This is a genomic window from Shewanella aestuarii, from assembly GCF_011765625.1.
Classification (GTDB): Bacteria; Pseudomonadota; Gammaproteobacteria; order Enterobacterales; family Shewanellaceae; genus Shewanella; species Shewanella aestuarii_A.
Genome location: NZ_CP050313.1, coordinates 2,564,223 through 2,577,551, shown reverse-complemented (window position 1 = coordinate 2,577,551; position 13,329 = coordinate 2,564,223). Strand labels below are relative to the sequence as shown.

8 protein-coding genes are annotated in these 13,329 nt (G+C 38.8%); 4 read left to right on the top strand and 4 right to left on the bottom strand.

The window, feature by feature from the left end:
* Positions 1–69: 69 nt before the first annotated feature.
* The 3 genes from fadI to HBH39_RS11400 all read left to right on the top strand — a co-directional run bounded on the left by fadI (position 70) and on the right by HBH39_RS11400 (position 4,012).
* The gene (gene fadI / locus HBH39_RS11410; RefSeq protein ID WP_167678357.1) at positions 70–1,380 is read left to right on the top strand and encodes an acetyl-CoA C-acyltransferase FadI; all 1,311 of its coding nucleotides are present in this window, start codon (positions 70–72) and stop codon (positions 1,378–1,380) included.
* 5 nt (positions 1,381–1,385) lie between these two features.
* A complete protein-coding gene (fadJ, locus tag HBH39_RS11405; protein WP_167678355.1) occupies positions 1,386–3,512 on the top strand; it encodes a fatty acid oxidation complex subunit alpha FadJ in 2,127 nt (708 codons plus the stop codon).
* 326 nt (positions 3,513–3,838) lie between these two features.
* Entirely contained in the window at positions 3,839–4,012 is a 174-nt protein-coding gene (locus tag HBH39_RS11400; RefSeq protein ID WP_167678353.1) for a hypothetical protein, read from the top strand.
* Between the two features lie 184 nt (positions 4,013–4,196).
* Here the strand turns inward: HBH39_RS11400 and HBH39_RS11395 are convergent, their stop codons facing one another.
* From HBH39_RS11395 to HBH39_RS11385, 3 genes are all read right to left on the bottom strand, one after another.
* Positions 4,197–4,544 (bottom strand): hypothetical protein, encoded by a 348-nt coding sequence (locus HBH39_RS11395; RefSeq protein ID WP_167678351.1) that lies wholly within the window; start codon positions 4,542–4,544, stop codon positions 4,197–4,199.
* A 94-nt stretch (positions 4,545–4,638) separates the two neighbouring features.
* Positions 4,639–8,949 carry an EAL domain-containing protein gene (locus tag HBH39_RS11390; protein WP_167678349.1) on the bottom strand — a complete coding sequence of 1,437 codons (4,311 nt, stop codon included), beginning with the start codon at positions 8,947–8,949 and terminating at the stop codon, positions 4,639–4,641.
* 297 nt (positions 8,950–9,246) lie between these two features.
* A complete protein-coding gene (locus tag HBH39_RS11385) occupies positions 9,247–12,033 on the bottom strand; it encodes an insulinase family protein (protein ID WP_167678347.1) in 2,787 nt (928 codons plus the stop codon).
* A 189-nt stretch (positions 12,034–12,222) separates the two neighbouring features.
* Here HBH39_RS11385 and sixA point away from each other — a divergent pair, with 189 nt between their 5' ends.
* Entirely contained in the window at positions 12,223–12,690 is a 468-nt protein-coding gene (gene sixA / locus HBH39_RS11380) for a phosphohistidine phosphatase SixA (RefSeq protein ID WP_167678345.1), read from the top strand.
* A 76-nt stretch (positions 12,691–12,766) separates the two neighbouring features.
* Here sixA and smrB read toward each other — a convergent pair whose 3' ends face one another.
* On the bottom strand, positions 12,767–13,294 hold the full coding sequence (gene smrB / locus HBH39_RS11375) for an endonuclease SmrB (protein ID WP_167678343.1): 528 nt from the start codon (positions 13,292–13,294) through the stop codon (positions 12,767–12,769).
* Positions 13,295–13,329: the final 35 nt, after the last annotated feature.

Sequence of the window (13,329 nt, the reverse complement as noted above, 5' to 3'; positions counted from 1 at the left end):
ATGGTTGGGTGAAATGGATATTTAACAACTAACGCTTGCATCGTTAGGTTAATTAAAAGAGGGTCGAATATGAGTGATAGACAACAAGTTACCAATGCCCGCGGTGAGCGTATTGCCATCGTAGCGGGTTTAAGAACACCTTTTGCTAAACAAGCGACAGCTTTTCACGGTGTTTCGGCATTGGATATGGGCAAAATGGTAGTTAATGAGTTGTTGTCTCGCTCAGAATTGGAACCAAAACTAATTGAGCAATTAGTGTATGGTCAGGTGGTGCAAATGCCTGCCGCACCTAATATTGCTCGTGAAATTGTTCTTGGCACCGGAATGGATGTGTCTACGGATGCTTATAGCGTGACTCGTGCCTGTGCGACCTCTTTTCAGTCTGCGGTAAATGTGGCCGAGTCTATCATGACGGGCAATGTTGAAATTGGTATTGCGGGCGGGGCGGATTCGTCATCAGTATTACCAATTGGGGTATCTAAAAAATTAGCCCATGCATTAGTAGATTTAAATAAGGCACGCACTTTTCAACAAAAGTTTGCCATCATTCGCCGCTTAGGCTTGAAAGATTTAATGCCAGTACCACCTGCGGTGGCTGAGTATTCAACCGGTTTATCAATGGGTCAAACTGCTGAGCAGATGGCGAAAACATACGGTATTAGCCGCGCCGATCAAGATGCCTTAGCCCATCGCTCACACACGCTTGCGACAGAAACTTGGAACTCAGGTGTATTGCAGCAAGAAGTGATGACAGCCCATGTTCCGCCTTACAAGCAATTCATTGATCGTGATAATAATATCCGCGAAAACTCAGTGCTAGAGTCATATGCTAAATTACGCCCAGCCTTTGACCGTAAACACGGCAGTGTCACTGCTGCAAATAGCACCCCTTTAACTGATGGTGCATCAGCAATTATTTTAATGAGCGAAGGCCGTGCTAAGGCACTTGGCTATCAACCTATTGGCTACATTAAGAGTTACGCTTTTACTGCCATTGACGTATGGCAAGATATGTTGATGGGACCATCTTATGCCACACCATTAGCATTAAAACGTGCAGGTATGGAATTAGAAGATTTAACCTTGATTGAAATGCATGAAGCATTTGCTGCACAAACCCTAGCGAACATGCAAATGTTTGGCTCTAAAAAGTTTGCTGAAGAAAAACTAGGTCGAAGCCGCGCTATTGGTGATATCGACATGAGTAAATTTAACGTGCTGGGTGGCTCATTAGCTTACGGTCATCCGTTTGCGGCCACAGGGACTCGTTTAATCACCCAAGTATGTCATGAACTTAAACGTCGTGGTGGTGGAACTGGTTTGGCAACGGCTTGTGCGGCTGGTGGTTTAGGCGCTGCAATGATTGTGGAAGTGGAGTAAGAATAATGGAAAAGACATTTAATTTAGCGCGTCGCGAAGACGGCATTGCAGTATTAACTATGGATGTTCCTGGTGAAACCATGAACACCTTGAAAGCTGAATTTGGGCCTGAAATAACTGAAATTTTAACTGAAATCAAAGCTGACTCAAGCATAAAAGGCTTAGTGGTTGTTTCAGGCAAGGCAGATTCTTTTGTGGCTGGTGCTGACATCAGCATGTTAGCTGCCTGTAAAACGGAACAAGATGCTAAAGATTTATCGCAACAAGGCCATGTGGTATTTAATGATCTTGAAGGGTTAACCATTCCTGTGGTTGCGGCTATTAATGGTGCGTGTTTAGGTGGTGGATTAGAGTTAGCGCTGGCTTGTCACTTACGTGTATGTAGCGATGACAAGAAAACCGTGTTAGGTGTTCCTGAAGTACAACTGGGTTTATTACCCGGTGGTGGCGGCACTCAGCGTTTGCCACGTTTAGTTGGTGTAACGACAGCATTGGATATGATGCTAACGGGTAAGCAAATTCGTCCTAAGCAAGCATTAAAAATGGGCTTAGTGAACGATGTTGTGCCAAATACAATTTTACTTGAAACCGCGATCGAACTTGCTAAAAAAGGTAAAAGTGCCGCAAAACCAGTTAAAAAGTCGGCCTTAAATAAACTGTTAGAATCGACTTCATTTACCCGTGATATCGTATTCGATCAAGCGAGTAAGCAAGTTGCAAAGAAAACCGCCGGTAATTATCCAGCACCAGCAAAAATTATCGATTGTGTTCGCCAAGGTTTAAATAAGGGCATGACCAAAGGCTTAGAAGTCGAAGCCACTCATTTTGCTAATTTGGTGATGTCGAAAGAATCAGCCGCGCTTCGCAGTATATTTTTTGCCACGACTGAGATGAAAAAAGAAACTGGCGCAGCAGGTGCAGAGCCTCGCAAGATTAACAAAGCCATGGTATTAGGTGGCGGATTAATGGGCGGCGGTATTGCGTCTGTTACTACCACCAAAGCCAAAGTGCCTGTGCGAGTAAAAGACATTTCAGAACAAGGGTTAAGTAATGCACTAGCTTACGCTTATAAGTTATTAGATAAAGGCGTTAAACGTCGTCATATGACACCGGCTGTACGTGACAATATCATGTCATTAATGACCACCACGACTGAATATAAAGGCGTAAAAGATGCCGATATCGTGGTTGAAGCGGTATTTGAAGATTTGGCCCTTAAGCATCAAATGGTAAAAGATGTTGAACGTGAATGCGGTGAAAATACTATCTTTGCCTCAAACACTTCATCGTTACCGATTGGCCAAATTGCCCAAGCTGCAACACGCCCAGAAAATGTTATTGGATTGCACTATTTTTCTCCTGTCGAGAAAATGCCGTTAGTTGAAGTGATAGCGCATAAAACCACGTCTCCTGAAACGATTGCCACTACGGTTGCTTTTGCACGTAAACAAGGTAAAACGCCAATTGTTGTACAAGACGGCGCCGGATTTTATGTGAATCGTATTTTAGCGCTTTACATGAATGAGGCGGCGCAATTGCTACTTGAAGGTCAGCGTATTGAGCACCTTGATCGTTCATTAGTTAAATTTGGTTTTCCTGTTGGCCCGATGACGTTACTCGATGAAGTGGGGATTGATGTCGGCGCAAAGATTTCACCGATCCTGGAAAAAGAATTAGGTGCACGGTTTTCGGCTCCTGCAGCATTTGACAAATTATTAGCCGATGACCGCAAAGGCCGTAAGAATGGCAAAGGTTTCTACCAATATGGACCAAAGGCTAAGAAAGCTAAGTTAGTTGATGAATCTGTTTATGGTGTGTTAGGCATTGCGGCTTCATCAGATAAAGAAGCTAAAGAGGTCGCTGAACGCTGTACAATTCAAATGCTTAATGAGGCGGTACGTTGTTTAGAAGAAGGCATTATTGCTTCTGCTCGTGATGGTGATATCGGTGCCATATTTGGCATTGGCTTCCCTCCATTCTTGGGTGGCCCATTCCGTTACATTGATTCATTGGGCGCGAAAAACTTAGTGGATACATTAACACGTTATCAAAAGCTGTATGGCGATCGTTTTACGCCCTGTGAGATGTTAAAAACTATGGCAGCAGACGGTTCAAGTTTTCACGCTAAATAAATGAACTTAAGCTTGGGTCGTAATGCTTTTGTGGCAATGACTTGAGCTAATCATTAATATTTTTGTACATAAAAGCGGCATGTTTTTGCCGCTTTTATTTTGCTCGGCGGCATATTTTTGCCTAAGTTTTAATCGATAAATAGTGCGTATTAGTGTATATTGTCGCCAAATGTGAATTTAAAGACATCATCGCTTAATCGTAAAAAGGTGGAAAGGGTGCGCACAATAGCGTTATCTGCCTTAGATAGAATGGAATGTAGTTAGCTGATAGTTTAGAGGTTTCAGTGATATTTCAATTTGATTGGTTATTAGTTTGCTCAGTTCTTATGTTAAGCAGCCTGTATCTAGGCTTTTCTGCTTATCACAATGGTTTAGGGGTTAAGCGCTGGGCAGCCATCGGCGGTATTTTAGGGCCTTTAGCATATCCATTATTTAACACTCATAAGCATTTGGCCTATAGAAAAGTGCAAGGTTTGCATAGTCAAATCGTTAAATTTTAACTTATTGCAACAGCGATAAGTCTGCAAATAACAAAAAGGAGCCTAAGGCTCCTTTTTTGCGCTTATAACCAAGACTATTTCCACCAAGCCTTGGCCTGAATTACCTGTAAGTTATTGATGCCATCTGGTAATTTTACTTTTTTACGTGCTGGTTTGGCTAAGCCTAGAGCAATTTTTAGAGAAGTTAACATCGTATTCTCCTTATGCTGTTTGAGTGTCTAATACTTTGATATGAGGAATCTCTGCTATTTGAGTATCTAATACTTTGATATGAGGAATCCCTGCTATTCTGAGTATCTAAAACTTTGATATGAGGAATGCCTGCTGTCTGAGTATCTAAAACTTTGATATGAGGAATGCCTGCTGTCTGAGTATCTAAAACTTTGATATGAGGAATGCCTGCTGTTTGAGTATCTAAAACTTTGATATGAGGAATGCCTGCTGTTTGAGTGTTTAGTGCTTTGATAACAGTTAAACCAGCAGTAATTGAAATAGCAGAAACAACAGATAGCGCGATAATAGATTTAATCATTTTTTTCTCTCTTAGCTCAGCTTTTAAATGAAAGTCAGATTTTTTGACAACTGATATTTCATTAGCAGTTAGTGTGCCAATGTTGCTAAAAGGTTTAATTTTGGTTGCTTTTTTGTTTGTTTTTGGCGGTCTTTTTGTCTGAGTCTGCAGATAACAATGCTTTGAAATCGGCTTCTGGTAACGGCTTGCTAAATATATAACCTTGAATTTCTTCACAATTAAGGGCTTTAAGAATATTCAGTTGGGCTGTTTGCTCTACGCCTTCTCCCACAACCGATAAGCCCATGTTGTGGGCTATTGTGATGATTGAATCCACCATTTTAAGATCGCGATCCGATTTATCAATATCATCAACAAATGATTTATCAATTTTTAAGCAGTTAATAGGAAAGCGTTTTAAGTAAGATAAAGAGGAATAACCTGTACCAAAGTCATCTAATGCTAAGCTAACCCCCATTTTTGATAGTTGTTGCATCACTTTTATGGCATTTTCAGGGTTTTTAATCACAGTTCCTTCGGTTATCTCAAGTTCTAAATGTTTCGCCGGTAACTTGGTTAAACGTAAAATTGACGCTATTCGTTGCTGTAGATCCGGTAGCGCGAACTGACGTGACGATAAATTGACAGCCACACGACCTGAGAAGATCCCTTGTTCAAGCCAATGTTGTGCGGCAAAACAAGCCTTACGAAGAACGACATCACCAATTTCGACAATTAAGCCATTGTCTTCAGCTAATGGAATAAACTCATTCGGTGGAATTAAGCCATGCTTAGGATGGTTAAGGCGAACCAGTGCTTCCATTCCGGCTAAGCAATCTTGTTTAACATCCACCTTAGGTTGATAGTACACTTCAAATAAATCATCTTTCAGTGCCTCTCGGATCAAATTTTCAACTTCTAACTGACGTAATGCATTTTGGTTGAGCGATTCTGAATAGAACTGATATCGTCCTCCTCCAGCAGATTTGGCATGGTACATCGCAATATCCGCTTTTCGCAGCAAGGCTTGTTCGTTTTTCTCATCTTCAGGATAAAGCACAATCCCGATACTAATCGCAAGAACAATGGATTCATCCTTAATGCTGAAAGCGGGGTCTAAAGATTGAATGATATTTGAGGCAATCATTGCGCTAGTGCCAATATCTGGGTTTTGATCGATCAATAAAGCAAATTCATCACCACCCAAGCGATATAAACTTGCGTGATTAGGAATCGACATTCTTATCCGCTCAGCGACTGAAATAAGCAGTTCATCACCGACTTGATGGCCTAATGAATCATTTATCCGTTTAAAATTATCAATGTCCAAGACCATTAATGTATGGTGAATATCTTTTTTCACTAAGTTACTTAATGTGACTTGCAAGCTTGAGCGATTTGGTAATCCGGTGAGTAAATCATTGTTGGTTAACTTGCGTAATTCTTCTTCTTGTTGCTTACGGCGAGTAATATCAGAAAATACGCCCACATAGTGGCTGGTTTCGCCTTGCTCGTTGTATATGGCATCAACAGTGAGCTCCATTAGAAAATAACTGCCATCACCTTTACTTGCTTCAATTTCGCCACTCCATTGACCATTATGAATTAATAATTGGCGAATTTGTTGTGAATATGACTCAGGATAACGGGTAAATTCCAGTTTTTGGCCTTTAAAGTTCTCATCTGAACAAGCAGCGATTTCACAACAGGCTTGATTCACTTCAACAAAGGTGAAGTGTTGGTCAAGAATAAATACCCCTTCTGAAATATTTTCAATGGCGCGGGCAAATAGCCGTAACTGTTCTTCAGCGAGCTTGATATTATTAATGTCTTTAATGGTTCCAGTCATACGCAATGGTTGTTCTTTCTGATCGCGTTCTACCACTTTGGCTCTGTCAAGAATCCATATCCAATTGTTATTTCTACCTTTCACTCGGTAAGCCACTTCAAAGTGGTCAGTTATCCCACTAAAGTGATCATTTAAAGCTTTTTGAACTCGGGCTTGATCTAAAGGATGGATATTACTGGCTTCGCCTGGTTTACCAGAGCGTTGCCCATCTTGTGGGAAGTCAAGACTGCCCCAAATATTTGAGCGGTATATTGCGCCACTTTCGATATCCCAGTCCCACATCTCATCGCCGCTACCCCATAATGATAGTTTCAAGCGCTCTTCACTTTGGGCAATTTGTTTTTGAACTTCTCTGCGACGCATAAATGATTTAATGAATAAAGAGATAATGATAAATATAATTAAACCATAAATAATTTTAGCTTGAATTGATAGCCACCACGGCGGAGTGATGATTATATTTATTGATTTTTCATTAACTTTTTCTTTTGTTATCTTGTTTACAGCGTAAACCTTAAACTTATAAGTGCCATCTGGAATATTCGTATATGTTGCCGAATGACTGTTTTCGTTTGGTAACCAATCTGAGTCTATTCCTTCCATTGTGTAATAAAAATCAAATAATCTAGAGTTGTGCCCAACGATATTGTAATTAAGTGTAAATGGATATTCTGAATAATTTAGTAATATAGAATCTTTGTACTTTATAGGCTTATCAAGTATGTGACTTCCAATATTCACTTTCTTGTTAAATATCGATATACCGTTAATGGAGATTTCTTTTTCGTTGGTGACTGTTGTTTTTTTAATTATTTTCCTAGGATTCAAATAACTGATTCCGTTGGGGCCTCCGATAATTAAGCCATTTTTGTATCTGAGCGAAGATTGTGTGCTGTAATCTGGTAAAACACCATTGTTATTTGTTAATTTAATAAAATAACCAGTTTCTAAATCAATTAAGTTTATTTCCATATTTGAGGGCGCAGTTAAAATATTGTCAATTATATTTATCGAGTACGATATCTTGTCTGTAACTGCAAGCGTCTTTATTTCGTTGTTGTTTTTATCATAAGATAAAATTTTCGTTCTAGAACTGAATATTATTTTTTGATCAAGTGTCGCTAAACTTACTACTAGTTCTTTGTTATATATGTTATTTATTTCGTGCGTTTTAATATCTAATGCTAGCAACCCTTTTTGTGAAGCTATGTATATTGTATTGGATATTTTTTTTAAATCGTATATAGGGTAATTTGAATTTGTTTCAAATGTTGAAATTTCATCTTTACTTTTGTCGTAGGTATAAATCTTGCCGTTAAACGTTGCTGCTAGAATTATATCTTCACTTTCGGTTACTTTTGTGAAATGGTCCTCTTTTAATATTTCTTGTTGATATTTGTTTTTTAAATTAATTTTTAAAAGCTGTGTTGATGAACCAATAAAAATAAAATCGTTATTTGAATAAACACTTTTGTGCCCACTAGGAAGGTTTGATTCTATGTTATTTATTTTTTTTAATTCATTGTCAAATACATTGATATTTTTAGTGTTGTTGACAATGTATGTTTGATATGAGTTGTTGGACATTGACCATATTTTATCAATATCCAGATTGATAGTGTTAATAAGATTGTTATCGATAGATATTTCTTTTAAACCATCTAGGTAATTTGATATTAGTATTTTAGAATTGTCTGTGTAAGAAAAAATTTGTTTGTTGTCATTGGTGGTGAAGTTATGCTTTCCAATAGTTTGCAGTACGTTACTAACATGATTAATACGGTATATTGTGTTATCATCAAATGCTAATATTAGATTATCTTTTCTATTTGATGAAATATTTACAATTGTTTTATTCGATATTTTAATTTTTTCATAAAAAATACCTTGTGGTGTTGCGATGATAAGGTCTGAATTGAATACTTCAAAATCATAACTTTTTACACTAGTTTTAATAATTTTATTTCGCTTTACAATGTAAATCTCTCCATCATAGTTTCTTACAACAACGCTATCATCTTTAACCCTGATCTTCTTTATCTCTTTTAGCTTATCACTTTTAATTTCTTCAACTAATTTATTAAATTTCACATCAAAAACATAAATCTCATTGTTTAAACCAACATAATTTAGACCATTTTCACTGTGTAATGCCCAAATCGTCGATTCTGATATTTTGTGAGTTGGAAAAGGGGATTTGAAGGTTTCGCTATATTTGTCAAAGACTACTAATCCTTTGTCGGTGCCGACAAGCAATTTACCTTCTTCATCGATAATGAGGTTTCTAATAAATGAGCTAGGTAGCCCATTGTTATCGTTTTCTGCAAAAAAGTGGGTAAATTCAGTTCCATCAAAGCGGTTTAAACCATTTACTGTACCAACCCAGACGTAACCTTCATCATCTTCTACAATACTAGTAACCGTGTTTTGAGAAAGTCCATTGGCGACAGTATAGGATTCATAGTTGAGAATGATGTCGAGCTGTTCTTCATTGAAGTCAGAAAAGGTCATTGCTTGGCTAAAACTTGAGACGCAACTGGCAAGGATTAAGATGAAAAAGGCGATTATTTTAGGCATAGGAAAAGTGTTCTTATTGTTGTTGATGCCACGGAAAACTTATGAATTATCTACTTTTTCAGAAACAAGTTAGTTTGTCAAAATTCTGTTAATGTAAAACAGCTGTTCGCTGAAATTTTAACCATGCATCCAGCCTTCTATTGTATAGAGGGTAAGATTTTTGTGCTGTTACTCTAACTCTATTTAGCTGTTTGTTTTGTATTAGTGGTGATTGTTTGGCGATAAAAGCTAAAAGTGTTGAATTGGAAATTTACATTTCATCACCATTAAAAATTGAGTAATGAAATGTAAATGTAACTAAAAATTGAATTTTTCAGCATTTTGCTTAAATGACTTTAAATCTTGGATCATGTTTTCAGAGCTAAGCTGTTCTTGATTATGCTGATCACCACAGCTAAACAAAACCAATCTGTCGCAATGTCGACTGCGCATACGTTGCATCATGAATTTGATTAAATCAGCTCGAGTGAGCTGGTTGACCATTTCAGTCACACTCTCACGCTGGTCAAATTGATAGTCTCGATTTCCTAAACTGACCCAATAGCGTTGACCTCGAGTTTTTAGGTTAGCGTCATGCTCCATAATTTGGCTAATTAGCCCTTGTTTTGTCGCTTCCCATTGCTCATTAGTGATTTGCATAACCGCGTAGCTGAAGTCGGCAATAAACTCATCTATTGCCTCAAGTAATACTCTTGGGCCGTGTGAGGGTGACTGAATATAAAAAATCATCCCGGGATGTCTATTTAATGGTAAATAACCGGTGCCAACCATATAGCCTAGTTGTTGCTTAGTACGTAACTCATGAAAAAAAGTTGATGACATTGTGTGGTTTAATAAACTAAACAGTGCCATTTTATCAACCGATGCAGATGATGATTGATAGTAAACTATAATCGCGCTGTCTTGATGATGAATCGTTTTCTCGCGTAATAATGTGCCATGTCCCTTTAGGTTAATGAGTTCTCGTGATGATTCATTACTGGGTTCGGTCACCAATGACAATAGATGCTGTAAACGCTTGCCCAGAGCTTGTGCTTCTGAGACTAACCAGTCGCCATAAACTAGGCCTTCTAGATATATCTTTTCATAAAAATCACTTACGTGATCATGCAATTCATCTAAGGTAATGGTTTCTAACTCTTCAGCCATTCTTGCAGGTTCAAAGCTGCGTTTTTGCAAAGTGACGGTTAGGCTAGTGAATAATTGTGAAATAGGTTTAGCCTGCGCGACATTATTCCAACTTCTGAGAATTTGTTTACGGATCATATTGAAGCGATCTTGGGTAAAATTTCGCTCACGGGCTTTATGAATGATTAACGACAGTAAGGTTTCTTGATTCCCTGTAAATCCAGTGAGATGAAGAGTGATCCCACCTTGGTGAGGGTAAATATTATAATTCAGTCCCGCCACTTCCGCTTGGTAAGTCGATTCAGTTAAATAATCGAGTAGCATCTCAACGTATAAGCGGGTGAGGGTGGCATGACGTGGTGTCATGCAAGCTTTATCTGAGTCTAATGAAAGATATAAATGCCCTTTAGGCACATTAAATTCATCGTCTTTTCGATGCCAAATTCGATAACCTTCACCTTCAGACACAATAACAGGAACTGAATGTTGGCTTTGCTCGGTGCGAGCTTGTGGGTTGGCGACAATAAATGGGTTGGCCTTGGGCAGTTTAAGGGCTTGTCTTATTTCAGTTTGTTGCCAAAATTGAATACGAGAAGATTCAATATCGCTGACTTGGTAGGGGGTGTGATACCAAGCCGTTTGCTTATTGGTTGCTAGTTCTTGTTCTACAAGTTGCAAGCGCATGTTAACCGGAGACATCAAATTCAATAAAGTTAATGTTTCTTCTTTATTCAATTCATCCATGCGGTAATCGCCGTATATCACATCTTCAAGATCATAATGATGCATATTGATACTCAGATGACTGGCTAAATCGAGTACTTTAATTTGTTCTTGAAACTTAAATGCGGTGTTAAGTAAATTGGCTCGTTCTTGATAGCGCCATGCTTCTAGCCCTTCCTGCTTTATTAAATTGATGTACTCAAATACACATTTAACCACTTCATCTATAGCGTTAAAGCCTTTATCTGTGAGTTGAATGCTGACTGCATAATCTTTGAAATTAAAGCCATTAACGCCACCGCCAGCAGATAAATTATTGGCTAATCCTTGTTCCTTTAAATAGGAAAGTAAGCTGCCGGGACTTTCGTTGCCCAGTAAATGACTGATGAATGTGAGTGGTTTGCGTTTATAGAATTGGTCAATTCCGGGAAGGGCAAAGTTAATACTGACGCGTTTTTGTTGCTTTAACGGCACAATATTAATTTGCTTTTGCAATTGGTCTTTGGTGATCAGCGCTTGCGGTGGATATTGCTTGCTAACGTTGCGATTTACAATGGCTGAAAAATACTCATTTGCCCATTTGTTTAACTGAGCCAGTGGCTGAGGGCCAACAAGACATAAGGTCATAATGTTGGCGCTGTAATGTTGCTGGTAAAAAGCCAGAAGTTCTGCTCGGATTTCTGCTTGTGGCCCAGCTAAAGTCACCAAGTTACCTACTGAGAATTTAGAAAACGGGTGCAAAGGGTTAACGGTTTCTTTTTGCACTTGATAAACGCGACGAATATCATCTTTCAGTTTTAGGCTAAATTCAGATTCTATGGCTTGTCTTTCTCTATCAACCAAATCAAGGTCAAATTTAGGGGCAATAAAAAATTGACTAAATCTGTCTAATGATTCTTCAAAGACTTCGGCGTTCACCGTATAAAAAAAGTTAGTCTGTTCTGTGCCCGTCCACGCATTGTTATTGCCGCCGTGTTGATTGATAAAAGCATGGTATTCACCCGAATCAGGGAATTTTTCGGTACCAAGAAATAACATATGCTCAAGAAAATGCGCCATTCCAGGTCTGTCTAAAGGATCGTCAAAATGCCCCACCTGCACAGCCATTGAGGCCGCAGCTTGATTTGATTGGTTGTCTTGAACCAGCAAAACTCTTAATTCATTCGATAAACGAATAAATTGATATTGACGATGATCGTTTGGACTTGTGTGTATTGCTGGAAAATCAGGCAAGAGAAGGCTCCAGAACTTTATTGTCTTTATATATTGATATTGTTATCAGTTTTTAGCAAATAACAAAGGCAACTTTGTTATAAATATCGACTAAAGTTGAGTTAATTTTTGTTAGTAATCAGTTTCGTTCGTTAGCTATTGGGTCTACAATTGCGCCAATGAGTCAATATTGGTGTTAGCGAGTAGGGTATGCAGTTATTTTTGATGCGACATGGTGAGTCGGGGTTCGACGCTCCATCTGATCGCGAAAGGACATTAACCCATCATGGACGTTACCAAACAGGACAAATGGCTAATTTACTCAGTAGTAAAATTAGCCAGCTAGATTTAGTGCTTATTAGCCCTTACTTGCGAGCTCAGCAAACTTGGCAAGTCTTGAGTAAACATTTACCCAAACCTCGTAAATGTGTGGTGCTTGATGACATTACGCCATCGGGAGATCCTAAAACCGCGGCAGATGTTATATTAGCTTATGCTGATCAGTACAAAGCTGATACTGTACTTGTGGTGACACATATGCCGATTGTGGGCTTTTTAGTGAGTGAGCTTGTGGCTGGCAAAGAGCCACCTATTTTTGCTACCTCTGCTTTTGTACAAATTGATAAACACCTTGAACAAGCAAGTTATGTGGGTATGAGCTACCCACAAGCGAGCTAATAGTAAGGCGTACTTGATAGCTAAACAAAAAGGCTTTGTGATTATCACAAAGCCTTTTTGTTAATTGTTATATCGTTTATCGACGATATGGTTGATCGCCAATATCAATTAAAACTAACAAGGCGGCATCACCACCCCATTCTTTGGGGGCTTGATGAAAGGCTTTGACTTTTGGGTGCTGCACTAACCACATGGGAATTTGTTGTTTTAAAATGCCCGTACCGTAACCATGCATTACGCAGCAACAAAGGCTATTTTGTTTGATACAGGCTTGAATTAACGCAGCCAATTCAAGCTTGGCTTCTGATTGCCTAAGGCCATGCAAGTCTAAAAGTAGATCGGGAACATAATCGCCGCGTCTTAAACGCTTTAATTCAAGCTTGTCAACATCATCATTTGCCCAGCGCATCGGGCCTTCGGTTGGCAACAAAGGTTGATAGGTGTCCGAAAAATAGCTGCTAGCATGGAGCTGCTGCTCTTTTATTTCGACTTGTTGTTTTGTTTTTATCGGGTGCTTAAAGTGATGAGTTTGTTGCTTTAACGGTTTAATCCCTGCAACTAATTCACTGAAGGACTCGAAATCGGTGATATTTTTCTCTTTCATGGGGATATTGTATTGAATTCTATGTCATCTTAATA